This is a genomic window from Enterobacter cloacae complex sp. 418I7 (assembly GCF_050030705.1).
GTDB classification, from domain to species: domain Bacteria; phylum Pseudomonadota; class Gammaproteobacteria; order Enterobacterales; family Enterobacteriaceae; genus Enterobacter; species Enterobacter intestinihominis.
Genome location: NZ_JBLGUU010000003.1, coordinates 43,221 through 58,890, shown reverse-complemented (window position 1 = coordinate 58,890; position 15,670 = coordinate 43,221). Strand labels below are relative to the sequence as shown.

The 15,670-nt window shown below is 54.1% G+C and carries 26 protein-coding genes and 1 pseudogene; 4 read left to right on the top strand and 23 right to left on the bottom strand.

Features of this window, described 5'->3' with window-relative positions:
• Nucleotides 1-9: 9 nt before the first annotated feature.
• The gene (gene mobA, locus ACQG0S_RS23670; protein ID WP_022650009.1) at nucleotides 10-345 is read right to left on the bottom strand and encodes a plasmid mobilization protein MobA; all 336 of its coding nucleotides are present in this window, start codon (nucleotides 343-345) and stop codon (nucleotides 10-12) included.
• A gap of 230 nt (nucleotides 346-575) precedes the next feature.
• On the opposite strand from mobA, the gene ACQG0S_RS23665 reads away from it, so the two are divergent.
• Entirely contained in the window at nucleotides 576-884 is a 309-nt protein-coding gene (locus ACQG0S_RS23665) for a hypothetical protein (RefSeq protein ID WP_022650010.1), read from the top strand.
• A gap of 91 nt (nucleotides 885-975) precedes the next feature.
• On the opposite strand, the gene ACQG0S_RS23660 is transcribed toward ACQG0S_RS23665, so the two are convergent.
• Together ACQG0S_RS23660 and ACQG0S_RS23655 are read right to left on the bottom strand one after the other, a co-directional pair.
• On the bottom strand, nucleotides 976-1,542 hold the full coding sequence (locus tag ACQG0S_RS23660) for a DUF5983 family protein (protein WP_022650011.1): 567 nt from the start codon (nucleotides 1,540-1,542) through the stop codon (nucleotides 976-978).
• 82 nt (nucleotides 1,543-1,624) lie between these two features.
• Nucleotides 1,625-1,867: a hypothetical protein gene (locus ACQG0S_RS23655; RefSeq protein WP_022650012.1), complete on the bottom strand. Its 243-nt coding sequence runs from the start codon at nucleotides 1,865-1,867 to the stop codon at nucleotides 1,625-1,627.
• Nucleotides 1,868-2,651: 784 nt separating this feature from the next.
• Between ACQG0S_RS23655 and ACQG0S_RS23650 the strand changes: the two genes are divergently transcribed.
• On the top strand, nucleotides 2,652-2,879 hold the full coding sequence (locus tag ACQG0S_RS23650) for an XRE family transcriptional regulator (RefSeq protein WP_369798832.1): 228 nt from the start codon (nucleotides 2,652-2,654) through the stop codon (nucleotides 2,877-2,879).
• 18 nt (nucleotides 2,880-2,897) lie between these two features.
• Here ACQG0S_RS23650 and ACQG0S_RS23645 read toward each other — a convergent pair whose 3' ends face one another.
• The 15 genes and pseudogenes from ACQG0S_RS23645 to ACQG0S_RS23575 form a co-directional block, all read right to left on the bottom strand.
• Nucleotides 2,898-3,728 carry an N-6 DNA methylase gene (locus tag ACQG0S_RS23645; protein WP_022650014.1) on the bottom strand — a complete coding sequence of 277 codons (831 nt, stop codon included), beginning with the start codon at nucleotides 3,726-3,728 and terminating at the stop codon, nucleotides 2,898-2,900.
• A 40-nt stretch (nucleotides 3,729-3,768) separates the two neighbouring features.
• Nucleotides 3,769-4,032 carry a hypothetical protein gene (locus tag ACQG0S_RS23640; RefSeq protein ID WP_022650015.1) on the bottom strand — a complete coding sequence of 88 codons (264 nt, stop codon included), beginning with the start codon at nucleotides 4,030-4,032 and terminating at the stop codon, nucleotides 3,769-3,771.
• A gap of 87 nt (nucleotides 4,033-4,119) precedes the next feature.
• Nucleotides 4,120-4,479 carry a hypothetical protein gene (locus ACQG0S_RS23635; RefSeq protein WP_022650016.1) on the bottom strand — a complete coding sequence of 120 codons (360 nt, stop codon included), beginning with the start codon at nucleotides 4,477-4,479 and terminating at the stop codon, nucleotides 4,120-4,122.
• A gap of 45 nt (nucleotides 4,480-4,524) precedes the next feature.
• Nucleotides 4,525-4,797, bottom strand: coding sequence for a hypothetical protein (locus tag ACQG0S_RS23630; protein ID WP_022650017.1), 273 nt, complete (start codon nucleotides 4,795-4,797; stop codon nucleotides 4,525-4,527).
• An 879-nt stretch (nucleotides 4,798-5,676) separates the two neighbouring features.
• Nucleotides 5,677-5,799, bottom strand: a complete 123-nt coding sequence (locus ACQG0S_RS23625) for a type I toxin-antitoxin system Hok family toxin (protein WP_176483648.1) — start codon at nucleotides 5,797-5,799, stop codon at nucleotides 5,677-5,679.
• Nucleotides 5,747-5,857 (bottom strand): annotated as a pseudogene (locus ACQG0S_RS23620) (DUF5431 family protein); the annotation flags it as partial. The gene ACQG0S_RS23625 and the pseudogene ACQG0S_RS23620, both read right to left, overlap by 53 nt.
• A 229-nt stretch (nucleotides 5,858-6,086) precedes the next feature.
• Nucleotides 6,087-6,317 carry a hypothetical protein gene (locus ACQG0S_RS23615; protein WP_022650019.1) on the bottom strand — a complete coding sequence of 77 codons (231 nt, stop codon included), beginning with the start codon at nucleotides 6,315-6,317 and terminating at the stop codon, nucleotides 6,087-6,089.
• Nucleotides 6,308-7,039 (bottom strand): plasmid SOS inhibition protein A, encoded by a 732-nt coding sequence (locus ACQG0S_RS23610; protein WP_022650020.1) that lies wholly within the window; start codon nucleotides 7,037-7,039, stop codon nucleotides 6,308-6,310. The genes ACQG0S_RS23615 and ACQG0S_RS23610 overlap by 10 nt, the downstream gene beginning before the upstream one ends.
• Nucleotides 7,039-7,461 carry a conjugation system SOS inhibitor PsiB gene (psiB, locus tag ACQG0S_RS23605; protein ID WP_096149266.1) on the bottom strand — a complete coding sequence of 141 codons (423 nt, stop codon included), beginning with the start codon at nucleotides 7,459-7,461 and terminating at the stop codon, nucleotides 7,039-7,041. The genes ACQG0S_RS23610 and psiB overlap by 1 nt, the downstream gene beginning before the upstream one ends.
• Nucleotides 7,462-7,503: 42 nt before the next feature.
• Complete coding sequence (locus ACQG0S_RS23600) at nucleotides 7,504-9,489, bottom strand: ParB/RepB/Spo0J family partition protein (RefSeq protein ID WP_022650022.1); 1,986 nt, start codon at nucleotides 9,487-9,489, stop codon at nucleotides 7,504-7,506.
• 68 nt (nucleotides 9,490-9,557) lie between these two features.
• Entirely contained in the window at nucleotides 9,558-9,803 is a 246-nt protein-coding gene (locus ACQG0S_RS23595; RefSeq protein WP_032623592.1) for a DUF905 family protein, read from the bottom strand.
• 697 nt (nucleotides 9,804-10,500) lie between these two features.
• Nucleotides 10,501-10,755 (bottom strand): DNA polymerase III subunit theta, encoded by a 255-nt coding sequence (locus tag ACQG0S_RS23590; protein ID WP_022650024.1) that lies wholly within the window; start codon nucleotides 10,753-10,755, stop codon nucleotides 10,501-10,503.
• A gap of 14 nt (nucleotides 10,756-10,769) precedes the next feature.
• Nucleotides 10,770-10,934 (bottom strand): hypothetical protein, encoded by a 165-nt coding sequence (locus tag ACQG0S_RS23585; RefSeq protein WP_154590114.1) that lies wholly within the window; start codon nucleotides 10,932-10,934, stop codon nucleotides 10,770-10,772.
• Nucleotides 10,918-11,109: a hypothetical protein gene (locus tag ACQG0S_RS23580; protein ID WP_022650025.1), complete on the bottom strand. Its 192-nt coding sequence runs from the start codon at nucleotides 11,107-11,109 to the stop codon at nucleotides 10,918-10,920. Before ACQG0S_RS23580 ends, ACQG0S_RS23585 begins: the two co-directional genes overlap by 17 nt.
• A 42-nt stretch (nucleotides 11,110-11,151) precedes the next feature.
• Entirely contained in the window at nucleotides 11,152-11,652 is a 501-nt protein-coding gene (locus ACQG0S_RS23575) for an antirestriction protein ArdA (protein WP_022650026.1), read from the bottom strand.
• Between ACQG0S_RS23575 and ACQG0S_RS23570 the strand changes: the two genes are divergently transcribed.
• Nucleotides 11,645-11,890, top strand: a complete 246-nt coding sequence (locus ACQG0S_RS23570; protein ID WP_032623563.1) for a hypothetical protein — start codon at nucleotides 11,645-11,647, stop codon at nucleotides 11,888-11,890. The genes ACQG0S_RS23575 and ACQG0S_RS23570 overlap by 8 nt on opposite strands.
• A gap of 152 nt (nucleotides 11,891-12,042) precedes the next feature.
• On the opposite strand, the gene ACQG0S_RS23565 is transcribed toward ACQG0S_RS23570, so the two are convergent.
• Entirely contained in the window at nucleotides 12,043-12,822 is a 780-nt protein-coding gene (locus tag ACQG0S_RS23565) for a hypothetical protein (RefSeq protein ID WP_022650027.1), read from the bottom strand.
• Between the two features lie 18 nt (nucleotides 12,823-12,840).
• On the opposite strand from ACQG0S_RS23565, the gene ACQG0S_RS23560 reads away from it, so the two are divergent.
• A complete protein-coding gene (locus ACQG0S_RS23560; RefSeq protein ID WP_162183710.1) occupies nucleotides 12,841-13,005 on the top strand; it encodes a hypothetical protein in 165 nt (54 codons plus the stop codon).
• A gap of 179 nt (nucleotides 13,006-13,184) precedes the next feature.
• Here ACQG0S_RS23560 and ACQG0S_RS23555 read toward each other — a convergent pair whose 3' ends face one another.
• From ACQG0S_RS23555 to ACQG0S_RS23540, 4 genes are all read right to left on the bottom strand, one after another.
• Nucleotides 13,185-13,607 (bottom strand): DUF1380 family protein, encoded by a 423-nt coding sequence (locus ACQG0S_RS23555; protein WP_022650028.1) that lies wholly within the window; start codon nucleotides 13,605-13,607, stop codon nucleotides 13,185-13,187.
• A 55-nt stretch (nucleotides 13,608-13,662) separates the two neighbouring features.
• Nucleotides 13,663-13,884 carry a hypothetical protein gene (locus ACQG0S_RS23550; RefSeq protein ID WP_022650029.1) on the bottom strand — a complete coding sequence of 74 codons (222 nt, stop codon included), beginning with the start codon at nucleotides 13,882-13,884 and terminating at the stop codon, nucleotides 13,663-13,665.
• A complete protein-coding gene (locus ACQG0S_RS23545) occupies nucleotides 13,881-14,573 on the bottom strand; it encodes a DNA methylase (RefSeq protein ID WP_022650030.1) in 693 nt (230 codons plus the stop codon). Before ACQG0S_RS23545 ends, ACQG0S_RS23550 begins: the two co-directional genes overlap by 4 nt.
• 396 nt (nucleotides 14,574-14,969) lie before the next feature.
• The gene (locus tag ACQG0S_RS23540; RefSeq protein ID WP_022650031.1) at nucleotides 14,970-15,437 is read right to left on the bottom strand and encodes a hypothetical protein; all 468 of its coding nucleotides are present in this window, start codon (nucleotides 15,435-15,437) and stop codon (nucleotides 14,970-14,972) included.
• Between the last annotated feature and the right edge of the window lie 233 nt (nucleotides 15,438-15,670).

Below are 15,670 nucleotides of genomic sequence, written 5' to 3'. Positions count from 1 at the left end.
CTCTCCGTGCTAACCGTTGTTCATGAGTTTATTTCTGAGCGTGGTCGACAGTTCTGTTATTGCGACAAGGACCGTGGAGTATTCCTTATCACCCACTCGTTTCCCTTCAACAAAGAGATGCTTTTGCAGTCTCCCCAGCCTTAAAAGCTCGGTCATAAAGCTGTCGTCGATGAGTGAAATCATCTTTCTGTTCATCGCTGCGTTACGGATATAAGCCGATACGCTTTGCCCCACTGCTTCCGCTTTCTGTTCAATCTCTTCGATTTCATCCGGCGTGAATCTCAGGGTCTTGATTACGGTTTTCTGCCGTTTATCACTTCCCCTTCGGGATGCTTTGTCGCTCATGTGTGCTCCTTACTCGGGTGTCGGGGCGGAGCCCTGACCAGGTGGCATTTGTGATATCGTGCGTGCGCGGTATTACAAATGCACATCCTGTCCCGTCTTTCGAGTCATTATACGCTTCGCTGGCTGTTTCGCCTAGTGGCGATTTGACGGCATAGGCAGTGCGGAGCACTGCCACTTTTGAGTGGTCAATGTTATGATTTGGATGACAATATTCTGAAAGGGGTAAGAAGATGAGTAAGAAGGCGTTTTATTCAGATGAAGATATCGAGCTAGCAAAGGTTACTCTGGCTGGTTTACCGGATCTGACACCTCAGCGCAAATCACAAAAGGAATTTCTGGATGCAATCCGTGATGACCTGTTAGCACTGGTAAAAACCAAAGGTTACACGGTCTCAGACATTAAAGAGACACTAAAAACCACGGGGTATGAAATCAGTGAGAGAGCACTTCGTGAAATCGTTCGTGATGCTGATAAAAACAAACCAGCCCGTAAAAATCGCAGGTCGACGGCAGAAAATTCGTCATCACCAACGAAATAATTCCTGCATCCTGAAGATGTGATGTACTGAAATTTTTCTTACCAGGATGAAATATTTTTTCAGCCTGGTAAGAAGGGAGATGATATAGAAATTACCATTCAAAGGTCGGAACGTCTGCCAGCATTTCTCCCCATGAAGTAAAATGAACCATGCTGATGTCAGCCTTTATCATGGCAGTGTAAATCACTATTCTCGCCGCTTTTGAAATACCATGATGTTTCAGAATGAGAAGCGGATAACTGACGGCATCAACACGAATGATGTAACCCAGATCGGATTCATGGATCCATTCGCTTTCATACTCGGCGTGACATAGTTCGCTCAGAATCTCGCTATCCCTCCGCGTAATATGGCTCAGACTACATTCCAGAACAGAACGCAAAACTTTGTGATTAAGTTCAGTACGCTGTCCCCATCCGAGCGATGCAGTAACATCCTCCCATGTCCATTTAGGGTTATCAGGAACCTGAGCAGTAAGCTGTTTAAATGGCAAGCTAAGTGCCGTCGACAGGTTCAACCCTGATGCAATAATACGCGGATAAAGTTCACTGGCTGTACATGAGGAAATCAGTTCTCCATTCACAAAGAGAGCTTCATCACCGTTATCAAGACGGATACAGGTGACGCCATGAGGCGCACGGGATATGTAGTGTGGCATGTTCCATTCCTTCCAAAAATGTGCCGGATAATACTCCGGCACTGTGTTATTAAATTACCGCCCCGTTGCAGGGCGGTGGTTATCAGGCGTACGCGCGGGAAAGCTCAAGCGTACTCAGGACGTGATCCCATTCAGCCCCGTTAAGTGCTGGAATATGGATCGGTTTATGAATACGCCCGCAACGGACAAGTGATGTCCCCAGTTGTTTCAGATGTGGCGCGATAGCGTCTGGTTTCAACGTTTCGCGGATTTTCCGTGGATGACGGGTTTTAACCCGCTCCTTTACAAAGTATTCGCGACATGCGACGATGAACTGGTCTTTCATAGTGCCTCCTCAGAGTCATTGTGATAACGAGCTGTTACAGCAGCCCGTGTAAACAGGCAGGGCACCCGCCCTGCTTTTTTATTGCCAGTCTTCCGGCAATATCCTGCGCGTCTTACGACGCAAATCTTGCAGGCCATCCGGCCTTTTCTGCCGTCGTCCTTTTCCGTTTTCTTGCAATGAGGGAAATGCCTTCATTACGCTAATGCCCTGACAGGGTGACGATGGAAAGCAGGGGTGAAGGACAGATTATTTGGAGCCTGCGAGAAAAAATCTGGACGGAAAGCGTCAGCGTCCCTTGCTGAACAGAGGCGCTCTGTCAGAGTGCATAAGTAATGAAAGGCTTTCACGGCAGAAACGGACAGGAAGGCAGAAGGCGCCGGTTAATCCGGCGTTCCCTTGCGGCCGCCGTGGCGGTCAGTGGGAGCGGCGCTGCCGGAACGGCAGCTGCAAGCGGGATGGGTTCAGGTATCGCTTGCTATCCGTCAGGACGGAGACGCGTGCGGCTCCGCGTAGCGCGGTGGGCGTACGGCCACCACGCGAAGTGCAGGCGACGACCCGGCAGCGACGGGGAGCCGAAGGTACCCAGATGTCAGTCCTGACAACATGCTTTTCGTCGTCATTTAGCATCACATTAATCCACAAAAAAAAATCAATAAAAGTGCAGAATCTGCACTTTATTCATATATACTTTCCCACAAAAAAAACACTAAAATAAGTGCAGAATCTGCACTTATTTAGGTATCAGAAAATGACGGGTTACGAACTTCGTTTATGGCGAAAAGGTATGAACTGGAGCAGTGACAGGGCGGCCGAAGAGCTTGGAGTCAGCCTGCGAACATGGAAAGTTTACGAGAAGTCGGAAAAGGTATCGCGGGTAGTAGAGCTGGCAACCGTAACACTTTCTATCGCTGCTGCTGTTCCTTCCTTCGGACACCGGAAAAACACCAAAGAAAAGATAATTACCATGATCCAGACTCTAACCGGAGCAGCTGGACTCATCGGGAGGCGCTGAGCACCTCCCCTGCCCGTATCAGGCGGCTTTCGATAAATCGCACATAAAGTCCATCATGGCTTTAAGTCTGCGCTGAGTGTTCAGCTTCGCTTCAAAGTCGTTGAGATAGTAAACAGGCGTATACCGTACACGATTGAACTGCATCGTGAGCGTGTTCCCTGTCACCACCTCCGCCGCAATCCCCAAAAGAGACAACTGGATAAATGCCATATCGGCAGCAACCGGATCAATATCGATGCAACTGGCGAACAGGTGCGCGGACGGATTGATATCAGCCTCAAGTAGACATTCAGCATAGGCAATAATCATTCCTGCCGAACCGCAGGCCGGATCGCTTATCGTCGCGATACCCTCCCGCGTGACCGTCTCTTTGATGCCGGAAACCAGCATTCTGGCCATCATTGACTGGACAGAATAGGGGGTAAAATATTGCCCCATACCTCCCGACCCCAGCTCAAGCTCCATAAAAATTGAGCCGATGAAGTCATGGAATTTAGCCTCCAGCGCGCAAACCATCAGACGGAACAACTCATGAAAATTGCGGATATCGTCCGCATCGTATCGCGCGCAGATCTTCCGGCAGTTTTCCGCGCTCTCTGGCGTTCTCACCCGCGCAATATCCAGTTCGCTCGCGGCAAGTCTGACAAAATCGCTGAATACATCCCAGCGGTGAAGGTGGCGGGCAGTCTGGTTAAACAGACTGATAAACTGCTTACGCGCAGTGTCGATGCTGATAAGACGCGGGGGGACTTGCTCTGACTGGACAGCCGGAGCCGTCTGCACGACAGGGCGGGCGGCTCCGCGCCTTTTTGTCTCATTGAAGAAATCGGCAAAGCTAATCTGGGTCATGTTTTTTTCTCCTGTCGCCCCGTCAGGGGCGGCGTTGTTGTCAGTTACAGGCGCGGCTCAGTTCAAGCGTGCGCAGCACATGACCCCACTCGCTCCCGCGCATGGCGGGAATACGTACGGATCGCCCCTTTTTCCGGCAGTGCGCAATATGACGCCCCAGTGCCCGCATTTCCGGACTGAGGGCATTGCAGGCGATTTCACCGCGTTTGATACGCACCTGCTTTTTCACGGGCGCGTTTTGAGCCTCCTGCATCTGGACATAGAGGGCGGTTGGTGTAACAATCGAAACTTCACTGAATTGCATGGGTTTGTTCCTTTTAGTGAAAGCCGGATTTTTTCGTTGGAATCGCTCAAATCCGGCGTGGATGGAGCAGGTGTAAGCCTGCTTTTTTCATTTCTGGCTCTGGCTCTCAGGGCTGAATGCTGCTTTCACCTTCGCCACGATATCGGCGTGATTCAGGTTGCTGTAATCACGTACGCGGAAATAACGCTTTCCAATACGGACAAAAATGTCCGTCACGTTCATACAGATCATCTCTGCCAGCATGAAGGTTTCAGTGTCCTGCGCGGTGTCACAACGCCAGTTGATCATCGGTGGGTGCATTCCTGCCGCATCGTGGAATTTGTTCACATCGATTTCCACGGGGGCGATCAGTGCGGACTTTTCACGGCTCAGCCAGTAGGCCATTTCCGATTCGGCGCTGGCGCTGGAATCAAGAGAAGCGAAAGAATCAGTCGTGTGTAAATGCATGGTTTATCTCCTTTTATCAGTACATGCCGGATATCCGGCGTGGGGTTACAGCTGTACGTATTGCAGGTTGCGTTTCAGTTCAAAAAGAAAATCAGGTTGAAACGACCAGGCGCGCCAGTTAAGCGTTCCGTTGGTGCGGATCTCCACCTGCACATCGCCGTATCGGGACACATCGGACACGGTGACAGTGACGCCCTCTTTCAGCGCAGTGGCCTGAGCCACCCACTCCTTCGCGACAGAAACAGGGTTTTGTTCTTCCTCCATCTTCCTGGAAGATTCTTGAGCGGCGGTTTTGACGTTGACGTTTCGTGTGTGCATCCTGGTTTTCTCCTGTGGTGATGGTTGCCCATCTCCCTGGTGAGTTCTCTCGCGGCAAAGGGCAAAGGAGCGACGGCGGGGCGGCAGGAAAAGGGCGCAGACAAAAGTTTTTGCAGTCCCTTGCAAAAAGTTTTGGCGGCGTTCATTTAACCCTTTGGATGACGTCCTGACGGTGCTACGACCAGCCCTCCGCGTGAGGACACACGGGGGATGGACTCACGCGGGTGAACAGGAGTGCACACACCCGACACGTCGGAACGGCGTGTCGCCATTAGAGCGACGGCTTCGCCGGCGCGGTGAAGGCGTTCCGGACGGTACGGCCGGAGAAGCCGCAGTTGTTGACCTTTGCCATCAGACCCTAGCGATAGCCCGAAACCGCTTGCGGGTTCGGCGGAGACTGGCTGGTGCGTAAGCAGCTGCCTGGCGGAGTGGGGCTCGACGACTGGACCGCCACGCGGGCCAGGAGCCGAAGGTGGCCATTGCCCTGCCCGTCTTTCTGGCTCTGCCCATCACGGAACTGCAGCGAAGAGAACTAACCAGCAGGATATCGATCAAAACAGACAGGATGAGGCACTCGGAAAAGTCCTTTCTGAAGCACAGCTTCAGCAGACTAATCGCAACAGCGTGAATTAACAGCAGCCAGGAATTGATTGATTGAGCGAGGACAAACCAGAGGGAGCAGAGGGGCAGCGCCGGAGGCGCGCCCCGCTTCCCCCGAACCCCGCAGGGGTACGGTCCGTCCCGGAAGTTCAGGCGTGCGGTCGCGTCGGGATGGAAAAAGGGGCTACCGGCGAACCGGCAACCCCTTCATAAAGGCGCTTCAGGCATGTCAAACCAACTCAGCCCTGAAAAGGCGGGGTTTCCCCCGCCTCCAGGTTGCTACTTACCGTTGGATTCGTAAGCCAGAATTGCAGCGACCTCCCGTTGTCCGTCCCTCAGGCGAATTTCGCAAAGCGATTTTCGCGTCAGGTAAGTGAATATCAGCAGTGTGAGACACACTATGAGTACGCACCAGATAACGGTACTTCGCGGCAGTTTCATGGTTTACTCCTCCTTGCATTAAGCACGGTAAGAGGCCATACTGTTGTTGATCAGACATACAGGGGGCCTCGTGGGTTAATGAAAATTAACTACGGGGCTTTCTGCTTTCTGCCACACAACACGGCAACAAACCACCTTCACGTCATGAGGCAAAAAGCCTCAAGCGCCATCGCCATTATATCCCGACGAGCCGATTCTGCCCAGGAATAACAGTCTGATTACTGGATAAATCCTGACCTTTACCTGATTTACTCAGGATCACTTCTGCCTGTGGACCAGTTATGTATCTGTTCGTCGAGCGCTTCAAGATGCTGATCAATGCTTTCTGCGAGTCGCTCACTTTCAGTCTCCAGCCAGCCGCTTAATCCGTCCCACTCATAGCACATCTCTTTCAGCTTTTCCGACATAGTCCGAAGTTTATTGCGCTGGCTGCGGGCAACCTTCAGCTCCGTTTTCCACGGATTGTTTCTCACGGCCATATAGACCTCAGCGTGATTTTGTTCGGTACCATCCAGCGCTCCAGCTCTTTCTCCGCCGGTGTTGAGGATCCCGCCACATCATGTACATCGAGAACAATGTCTTGCGCACGGTCGTAGTAAGCCTTCACCAGATGAGACAACGAGGGGCTGCGTTCCGTCCACGCCCACAACATTCGCTGGATGTCATAGTCCCGTATATCCTGCTGGGACCAGAACTCATACCATGCACGCAGTGTCTCCGGTGTCTGAAATGCCAGGTCGATTTCAGCCTGCCCCACGCGGTTCTGGTACTTCTCTTCCTTTTCACGGTGTCGCCGTGATTCCTGACGGGAATAAAGATTATCCTCGCGCACTTCCCGCTGCGTGTGGCGCTCTCTGATGCTGAACGCCTGCTCCGGAAACAGGTTCTGCACCATGTTGGTACCGAGCGGAGGGTAACACAGGCGACCGCGGCTACTGATCAGTATGTCAAACGCCTCTTCATATCGGGCCAGAGAAATTTTATCGCCCTTCAGCCAGTACGCCCCGCGCACCTGGTTGATCGCCTTTCCACTAATTTTACTGCTACCAGTCAGGAACCGGAAAAATGCTCTGGAATAGGGATACGGCTGCGGGTGTCGGCTTCCGTACCGCCCGCCCCCCTCTTCTACGGCAATAATGGCTCGTAACGCTGCCTCACGCTCCGGCAGTTGCGTGACAAGAGAAAGGTGACGAGGGATCATCAGGCCACCTCCATGCGCAGCGTTGAGAGAATATCGAATATTGAGTATCCATCACTGTCCAGCCTGCTGGTCAGGCTCAGCACATGGTTTATCACAGCAGCGTCAGATTGTGGGCATGAGCGGATACAGGATACTTCCTGCCCTTTTCTCCAGACCAACAGCATGATCCAGTCCTGACTAAACTCACCAGGACTACACAGAACCACTTCAAATCGGCCATGAGTGGGCGAAAAACGGATCTGCACGGGAAATAAGCCCCCGAACTCGCTACGATACTCCCCGTTAACATCCCAGTTTTCAGGCGCACTCAGTGCCCCCATAACAGCGTGTGTCATCTCACGGCGGTAGGAGTAACCAGCGGCGCGGCAGGTTTCGAAATCTTCACCGATCATGGAGGAAAGCTTAAAGTTTGGCATATTCATCAGATATCTCCTTATTGCCGCCCCGTAGGGCGGCTATCCTTATCAGGCGGCAATTGCCGCGTTGTCAGTGTCGGTATCGGTGCTGTCTTTTGCATCAGGCTGCGGTGACTGTAACCATGCAGGAACCCAACGGTTCTGCTTCATAAAGAACTCCGCATGCACTGCCGCGTCGCCTTTCTTCATTTTTTCTGCGTCAGCAGCGGCACCAGTCAGACCTGCATCTTTAAGTGAAGTGACTATCTGTGAATGTTTCAGGCTACCGAAGTAGTTCTCTTTTGTAGGCTGCCACCAGTCGCGAAGGTGAAAACCTATCGCGGCCTCAACCGTATCGAGAGGGCTACGTGATGTGTGTCCATTATCACGCGTCTGTACACCATCTACGGAACAAGCCGCACAGAAGGCCAGCAATGACATCAGTACCTCTCCGTTCAGGGCGAAGAAGGTCGTGAAGTCCTTCTCCCATCCTGCTGGCAGCAGGGTTTTCAGGCGCTCTTTTTCGGTCATCAGGGCTTCAAACGCTGCGCCTTCTTTACCGGATGGGGCGTTCTCAGTGAGGCTGCTGTGAGAAACGGTCAGGTTGATACGGAACGGATGCGGCGTGGTCACACATCCAGCAAAAACGCAGGTACACATACGCCAGACCATAAGCGCCACAGCCTTTTCAGGTTGCTGCATTAGCGCGGCCTGTACCGCCAGAGTGCGCTCGGATGACATTTTGGTGAGCAGCGGGATGCTGATCCCTTCTGCTGCATCAGGTCGATGCATATGAGTCACGGCAGGAGACTGCGCGGAATCCTCTCCGTTACTGTCATGGTCAGGTAAATCAGACATGCGGCATATACCACGCTGAATACGAAGCGCACCGTGCATGTAGCTCACCACCACGCCTGATTTTGCTTTCAGATCTTCTGTCCACCCACGAAGCTCAGCGGCATGTTCAATGAGGGATATTTCGCTGCTAATGGCCTCGGCTTCATCACTGTCAGGATCCAGAGCGTTAAATTTGTCGGACAGTTCATCGATACGGCGGCTGTCATCTTCGCTGTAGATTGCATCTGGCTCCGGTAGAATGCGGTAGTCCTTTCCGTCAGGTCCGTAAAGGTTAATTGCAGCCAGACGTCCGGTACCCCACATCCAGCCCTCTTTTTGATGGATTTCCTGAGCGATCAATTCAAGTTTTTCCAGTACCAGACGTTCAACAAGCAGACTGTCTACTGTTCCGTCCCCTTCCTGCTCACTGAACAGATCTTCACGGACAATTCCGCCTGCGGCTTCATAAACTTCCCGCCCGATAAATGCGAAACGTGGATGCGAGACAGAAATTTCACTTTCCGTAATACGATTTTTAAGTGCGTTTACGGTAGTGCGTCCCCATTCCTCCTTTACGCTTTCGTAAACAGCAACCTGACGCTCAGGATCGCTTTCAAGACACAACACCTGACACTGTTCAACATCAAGCTGACCTTCTGCCAGAAGTGCAAGCAGTGACGGGGCAAGACTGGCAAGTTTGAGCATGCGCTGGACGTGGCGGGAACCGTACCCAAGCACCTCACCAATCTGCGCGGGAGTTTTTCCCTGCGCCGCCAGTGTACCAAACGCTGTGATCTGCTCGGCAGGGTGCATGGTTTCAAGCTCGTTGTTCTCGGCGTAAGAAGCCTCAACAGCAAGCTCGTCGCTGACACGTTTAACCGGAACCTGATAATCTGGTTTGATACGCCCCATTTCAGACATGAGCGTCAGCGCAGTCAGACGCCGACCACCTGCTGCCACACCGTATTTTCCCTCGGGCAGGGCATGGACAACCAGATTGTGAAGCAGTCCGAGGCTTTCAATGGAGTTAGCCAGTCGCTTAACGCTCTCGGTGGTGTAGGGCATCGTGCGTACGTTCAGCGGTGATTTAATGAGATCGGTCAGCGGAACATACTCAATGACTGCCGCATCGAGGGCTGTTTTCAGCGCCTCGTTTCCGGCAGTTTTATTCTTACTGGTTTTTTTTGGTGCTTTTGATTTAACATCTGCAACTGTCATGATTTAGTACCTCTCAGTATTAATGATTGTCTTGCCCTGCGGAGTGACAGCTCCGACAGGGCCCCTTCTTACTGCTGTTTTCTGGCTCTGTAACTGGCAAGAGCGCGGTTAAGCAATGCCCCCACGTCGTTCTCAAAGTTCCACGCGCACTTCGTCAAAAACCCTTCTTCACCCCGCACAACAAGCTGAAAATAAGTACCCTGATCGTTCTCAATACTGACGTTGGTGTACTGCGCCACCAGAGCGGTCGCCTCTTCACGGGTAAACGGCCCCTGAGGCAGCACCACGGGTGCAGTGACAGTACTGCCATTCAATAGAGCCGCCAGTTCGTTTTCTTCGGCGGTGGGTTCGCGCAGCAGCACTGGCTGATTCAGAAATTCCTGTAATGTTTTTCCCACTGAATACTTCCTTTAAAAAAGTGGCTGGTTTTAAAACCCATCACCCGTTGAGTTACGGGAGCCGCGGTTTTGACGTTTCGCGGGAACCTGCTGAACTTTCCCGGGGGATAAAACATCACCCGTTTGAGAACCTTCGCCGCAGGTGCGTAAACGACACCGGCCGAGGCAGATGTCCGGGGCGGACGCAAAAAGTTTTTGCCTGCAAAAAGTTTTGGTGGCCGTGCGTCAGCATTCACCCTGGACAGCCACGAGGACTGTGGCGGTCTCAGCACCCGGAGGAGGGACTCAAAGGGGTGTAAAAGGACCGGATGGAATGGGCAGGGACACGCCGCAATGACGGGAAGCCGCGCGCGGCGAAACGACATTGCCCCCTACATCACGACGGGGTATTTACGGCGTGATGCAGGGAGCGCAGGAAACGGCGCGACTGAGCGGCGCAGCCGGAACGGCTGCTGCAAGCGATGGGGGTTGCGTCATGGGATGGACACCCGCTGCCCCGCAGGGGCCGGGCAGAGACAGCTTTGCTGGCTCTGTGCGAAGCATGACAGCCCGCCCGGACGCCCACTGCAACAAAGGCAATGAGTTTGATTTACAGCATATCTTACTGAAAAAATTACTTTTTATTTGCCTCGGCCATTTCGGAATATTGTGGATCGCTGGCTTTCGGCAACTGCTGGCTAAGCTGGCGGTAATGGCGCAACCTTTCCAGAAAATATTCGCGAAGCTCTTCGGGCACCTCTCGTGCCACAATTTCCGGCACCACTGGCTGATTTAGCCGCTCTTTAAATGCCACACCTGACGCGGCCAGGTCTACGGCGATCCTGTCCTGATCCTCTTTTGAACGTACCGAAAGATTAAATTCGCTCATGTTTTTCCTCTCTTTCACGCGCCTGCAACGAGATCGTTGCTGACTTTTTCTGCCGGGGCGGTTTGTAACTGCGCCGCAGGCGCGGTAACAACCGCCGGCAGGCAAAGCCTGCCAGGGTTTTTCGCGCGGGCTAACAGGCGGATGATACCGCCTGCCAGGTTATCAGTTACCTTTTCCACCCTGCAAAATGAAATGACCGCCGATATACACCGCACGCTGGCAGGTCATGTAATAGCATATTTCGTCGATCACCTGCTCCGTTCTTAATTCCCGTTGACCATTTTCACGTCGACGGGCGTTAATAATATTTTTGTACTGACGCAGGATGTCACGGGTCTGTGGATCAAGTTTCATTTTTATTCTCCTTTGTGGCGGGGCCCTGCCCCGCCTCTGACATCAACCGTTGAACACGTAGCCATCCAGAAATACCAGACCATCCAGGAACAAATCCCGCGCCCAGGCTCCCATATCGAAATAGCAACGCAGCGATTCCGGAATGTCATTGAGAAGGCCGCACTCTTCTGCCATAGTCCAGGCGTAGTCCTCTTCGCTCTCAGCTTCTCCGCAATAAGCATCCTCGAAGGCGTCATAATCACACTCTCCGGAGTATTCCACCCAGGCAATAAATGCAGCATCCATACCGTCTTCTACTGCGCGCTTGTAGGCTTCAATGAAATTCCAGTCAACGGAAGATTCGGATGCAAATGCTGACGGGATCCCTTCCCAGTCCTGGAACATGAGTTCCGGGTCGGATTCATTGGCGTGCAGCTCGTTGCAGGCTTCCAGAAACTCTGCTTTATCATCAAAGTCGGTGAGGTCAAACCATTTACCGTAGAGGCTACCGCAGTTGTATTTGTGGTATGTACCTACATAAATCGCCGGGGTGGTAGTGTTCATAAAACTCCTCCAGTGTCTGTGTCGTCTGAGTTCCGGCTTACGCCGTGCCGACACGACAGCCCGACTTCGAGCGGAAGATGCAGGGGCGACACCGGAGGCCGCAGCGCAGATAAACAGCGATGACGGTCTGGACGGTTCTCCCGCGAATATTGAGCGGGAGAACGACGGGAAGAACGGCATCAGGCGTAAAAATCTGCGACCGGGCGAGGATGGCGGCGGAGCGAACCCTTGCATCTGAAGCGATCGGGCTAAAGTGAAGGCACGGCGTTAGCCGCAGACCGCACGGACGTTTTCACCTGCGTCCCCGTAACATCGTGGAGGGGGCGCCGGTAAAGCGGAGCGTGCGACATCCTTTTCGCAATAAGGCGGGGCGCATTGCCCCGCCCAAAATCAGGCGGCAATCCGGATGCCGGAGAAGGATTTCATCATCGCGTCAATCTCGGTTCGTGCGCTGCTGACCACATCCCGCAGCCAGTGTCTGTCAAACCAGTCGCGGGATGGGCTGTCAGGGTGACGAAGGGCATAAGGCACGTGGGTCTGCCCGACTGTACGGCCATTGCATTCCAGACGGATTTGCAGACGGCGAAAGGTTTCCTTCCCGTCGAGTACCGCTTTAAGACGCGCGTCGAGCGTCTCATTATCCCACTGCGCATCATCCTGCACCTGCTCCACTTCCGTTACTGTCAGGAGGAAATTACGGGTTCGGCGGGTAAATACCAGCGGTTCAGCGGCGGGGCGCAAGGCTTCCATCAGGCGGTATCCGGCGGATGCCACGCAGCTACAGACGTGGTTAATCTCGTCACGCAGGGCTTTCAGCAGACAGAGGATATGTTTCGTGGACATAGCCTCAGGGCAATTATCATATTCAAGCGAAATGGTTCCGGCATGAGCCTTACGATGCCCCAGCGAATTACGATAAAGGCGGACAATCAGTTCACTTCCTGCCAGTAATGACAGCAGCACCTTCATTGCCTGATCGGACATCAAACCACGCAGTGCAATCTCAGGTAACAGACGCTGCAACTGTAAAGCATCGAGCTGGCCATAGAACGCAACGCCTTCTCCTCTGGAGTAATTCAGGCTTGTATCGATATCCATGTTGGCTGGCCAGCCGCGGGCTACGAGCGTGTTTCGGGTATGACGGTGCATAAAGCGGTAAGCAATGGTCATGATATTCTCCTCTTCTGAATGCGGCGACGTCTTCGCCGTGCCGACACGACAGCCCGACATCGAGCGGAAAATGCAGGGGCGACACCGGAGGCCGCAGCGCAGATAAACAGCGATGACGGTCTGGACGGTTCTCCCGCGAATATTGAGCGGGAGAACGACGGGAAGAACGGCATGAAGCATTAAATCACTGCGACCGGGCGAGGATGGCGGCGGAGCGAACCCTTGCATTTGCAGCGTTCGGGCTAAAGTGAAGGCACGGCGCTCACATCCGCCGCGCCAGCGCGGCATAAAAAGCGGAGTTAACGACATCCTCTTTCGCTGTGAATTGTCACCGGTTGCCGGGGACGCTCCCCCGGCCGTTCTCAGGCTACCAGCGCGTCTTTCAGTGCGTAGACGTCATTCCTTGCTTCCTTTACGGAATCGGGTTCAGGCCGCCCGGCCTCCCAGGCCATTCCGGCGCGATGCTCCAGCTCACACTCATAGTCGCGCAGGACGCGTGCAAGTAAAGCTGCGGGTACACTCACCTGACGGTTTGCCGCTTCCCGCTGATGGGTCAGGAGATCGCTGACAGTCAGATTATTTACCCCCTCCTGGCGGTATTGCGTCATTTTCATTTCACCAAGCGCCTTCATCACCGCCCGGATTTCAGCCTCGTCCGGTTCTGGCTGGGTTTCACGGCAGGCCACGCTAATCCCCTCTTCCGTCCAGACCAGCAGGACCAGGGGTTCGTCAGACGTGAACATGGTTTCAAGCTGTACACAAAGTTCTTTGCGGGTTCCGTACATTTTTTTATCTCTTTCGTAAGTGGTTACAGGCCGGGCATCAGCCCGGCAGGGTCAGTCAGCCCTGAAAGGTTTCGTCCAGCACCAGGGCTTCGCGGTAGGCTTCCAGAAGCAGGGTGTTGATCCGGCGCAGGGTCTGGGCGGCCATACGTTCAGCCAGCGTTGCCGCGTCGTGCCGGTGCTGAGATTCGAGGCGGTTCAGCAGCATCCGCACGTCACACATGGCATTGCTGAGCTCGGCCACGTCCGCGCGCAGGGATTCAAGGCCCGGGTAGTTCATGCCGCCTCCGGATAATCAGGGTAAAACGTACCGTCATTGGCCGCCGGCATCCTTCTCGCCCGTTCAACCTGTGCCAGACGGCGAACGCCGGCGGCGTGGTACTGCTCAAGCATCTCGATCCCGATATAGCGGCGGCTGGCTTCGGCGGCGGCCACGCAGGTGGAGCCGCTACCGGCGAACGGGTCAAGGACAATGGCCCCCGGACGCGTGAGCGATTCAATCAGTGGCCGCAGGCTCTGCACCGGCTTCTCCGTCGGATGGTGTCTGTTGCCCGTGTATTTCCAGGGGATCACGTCCGGGATGGGGCGGTCCGGGGTTTGCGGTCGCCCCTTCGCGAGCAGGTAAGCGTTCTCATGGGTGTAGCCCACGAACGTTGATTTGGAGGCATAACTCTTCGCAAAAACGATATGGCCAACAACGCGGAACCCGGCCGATTTCCACGCATTGAGAAACAGATCTGCGCGGTTCCATGCGTAAAAGCTCACCATCAGACTGTCGTTTTTGAGTACGCGGTACATTTCGTGGCACGCTGGCTGAAGCCATTCCGACGAATTGTCCCCGGCCAGAGTGCGACCGGTACGGTCCTTAAAGCCAACCAGATACGGGGGATCGGTAAGAATAAAATCAACGGCACGTGCCGGAAAACGGGACATCACCTGCACGCAGTCACCCAGGATATAACGGGACATAGACACACTCCTCTCTGATATGCGGCACCCTGTTGCGCCGTGCCGCCACAAAAACCCGGCTCTGAGCGGAGGGCGCAGGGGCGACGCCGCAAGCCGCAGCGCAAGCCTTTCACGGGCTGAATGCACCGTGAAAGGTGCGAACGGGTGAGGACGGAGACAACGTGAACCCTTGCGACCGCAGCGGCCGGGTTAGCGTGAAGGCACGGCGTTGAACACGCCGCCGGCTGGCGGCAGAAAGGCGGAGGGCACCGACATCCTTTGGTACTGATTCTGGTAGCTGAAGTAGCCTCCCGTGTATGACAGAATGACCATAAGTGCGTGTCAGTACACCACTTTGTAGGATCATAAGCCTGGTATGTTTTGGGACGCCTCCGGTCGGTGGCGTCCTTTTTTCCGTTAGCCCCCCTTTACGTGGTCGATAGCGAACTGCAATGTGTCCCAGTTAAAACCGATGCAGGCATCATGGCTGTGGTAACAGACACGCATGGCTTCAGCAATCTCCCCCTCTGTCAGGCTGTCATTGAGGGACATAAAGTCATCAGCCAGCCAGAACGTTCCCATACACAGCGCATCCTGCGGATACTGCTGTAGCCGTGCGATGTGATCTGCCACGGTTACTCCCTCGCGGCAGGCAGATAGCGACGGCAGCACACGATCGGCAATGTCATTCCAGTTCCACTCTTCGTCCTCCGGAACTGCCTCTTGAATAGTGCCGGTTTCCACACCCGGCATCAGGGAAAGCTGCTCCAGCACCTCCCCCAGGTAAAGTCGTTCTCCGCAGGCATCCTCACTCCACAGATAATGGTTGTTGATATACACGGCAAACTCGCCGTTGTTGAGTTCAATACAGGTCAGTCTGAACATGGCTGTGTCCTAAGCATCCGGCACCCAGTTGCACCGTGCCGACACGACAGCCCGACTTCGAGCGGAAGATGCAGGGGCGACACCGGAGGCCGCAGCGCAGATAAACAGCGATGACGTTCTGGACGGTTCTCCCGCGAATATTGAGCGGGAGAACGACGGGAAGAATGGCATCAGGCGTAAAAATCTGCGACCGGGCGAGGATGGCGGCGGAGCGAACCCTTGCATCTGAAGCG

What these genes read in the sequence shown, in the direction of transcription:
- mobA (WP_022650009.1), bottom strand. Translation starts at nt 345, where the DNA reads ATGAGCGACAAAGCATCCCGAAGGGGAAGTGATAAACGGCAGAAAACC.
- ACQG0S_RS23665 (WP_022650010.1), top strand. Translation starts at nt 576, where the DNA reads ATGAGTAAGAAGGCGTTTTATTCAGATGAAGATATCGAGCTAGCAAAG.
- ACQG0S_RS23660 (WP_022650011.1), bottom strand. Translation starts at nt 1,542, where the DNA reads ATGCCACACTACATATCCCGTGCGCCTCATGGCGTCACCTGTATCCGT.
- ACQG0S_RS23655 (WP_022650012.1), bottom strand. Translation starts at nt 1,867, where the DNA reads ATGAAAGACCAGTTCATCGTCGCATGTCGCGAATACTTTGTAAAGGAG.
- ACQG0S_RS23650 (WP_369798832.1), top strand. Translation starts at nt 2,652, where the DNA reads ATGAACTGGAGCAGTGACAGGGCGGCCGAAGAGCTTGGAGTCAGCCTG.
- ACQG0S_RS23645 (WP_022650014.1), bottom strand. Translation starts at nt 3,728, where the DNA reads ATGACCCAGATTAGCTTTGCCGATTTCTTCAATGAGACAAAAAGGCGC.
- ACQG0S_RS23640 (WP_022650015.1), bottom strand. Translation starts at nt 4,032, where the DNA reads ATGCAATTCAGTGAAGTTTCGATTGTTACACCAACCGCCCTCTATGTC.
- ACQG0S_RS23635 (WP_022650016.1), bottom strand. Translation starts at nt 4,479, where the DNA reads ATGCATTTACACACGACTGATTCTTTCGCTTCTCTTGATTCCAGCGCC.
- ACQG0S_RS23630 (WP_022650017.1), bottom strand. Translation starts at nt 4,797, where the DNA reads ATGCACACACGAAACGTCAACGTCAAAACCGCCGCTCAAGAATCTTCC.
- ACQG0S_RS23615 (WP_022650019.1), bottom strand. Translation starts at nt 6,317, where the DNA reads ATGGCCGTGAGAAACAATCCGTGGAAAACGGAGCTGAAGGTTGCCCGC.
- ACQG0S_RS23610 (WP_022650020.1), bottom strand. Translation starts at nt 7,039, where the DNA reads ATGATCCCTCGTCACCTTTCTCTTGTCACGCAACTGCCGGAGCGTGAG.
- psiB (WP_096149266.1), bottom strand. Translation starts at nt 7,461, where the DNA reads ATGAATATGCCAAACTTTAAGCTTTCCTCCATGATCGGTGAAGATTTC.
- ACQG0S_RS23600 (WP_022650022.1), bottom strand. Translation starts at nt 9,489, where the DNA reads ATGACAGTTGCAGATGTTAAATCAAAAGCACCAAAAAAAACCAGTAAG.
- ACQG0S_RS23590 (WP_022650024.1), bottom strand. Translation starts at nt 10,755, where the DNA reads ATGAGCGAATTTAATCTTTCGGTACGTTCAAAAGAGGATCAGGACAGG.
- ACQG0S_RS23580 (WP_022650025.1), bottom strand. Translation starts at nt 11,109, where the DNA reads ATGAAACTTGATCCACAGACCCGTGACATCCTGCGTCAGTACAAAAAT.
- ACQG0S_RS23575 (WP_022650026.1), bottom strand. Translation starts at nt 11,652, where the DNA reads ATGAACACTACCACCCCGGCGATTTATGTAGGTACATACCACAAATAC.
- ACQG0S_RS23565 (WP_022650027.1), bottom strand. Translation starts at nt 12,822, where the DNA reads ATGACCATTGCTTACCGCTTTATGCACCGTCATACCCGAAACACGCTC.
- ACQG0S_RS23560 (WP_162183710.1), top strand. Translation starts at nt 12,841, where the DNA reads ATGCGGCGACGTCTTCGCCGTGCCGACACGACAGCCCGACATCGAGCG.
- ACQG0S_RS23555 (WP_022650028.1), bottom strand. Translation starts at nt 13,607, where the DNA reads ATGTACGGAACCCGCAAAGAACTTTGTGTACAGCTTGAAACCATGTTC.
- ACQG0S_RS23550 (WP_022650029.1), bottom strand. Translation starts at nt 13,884, where the DNA reads ATGAACTACCCGGGCCTTGAATCCCTGCGCGCGGACGTGGCCGAGCTC.
- ACQG0S_RS23545 (WP_022650030.1), bottom strand. Translation starts at nt 14,573, where the DNA reads ATGTCCCGTTATATCCTGGGTGACTGCGTGCAGGTGATGTCCCGTTTT.
- ACQG0S_RS23540 (WP_022650031.1), bottom strand. Translation starts at nt 15,437, where the DNA reads ATGTTCAGACTGACCTGTATTGAACTCAACAACGGCGAGTTTGCCGTG.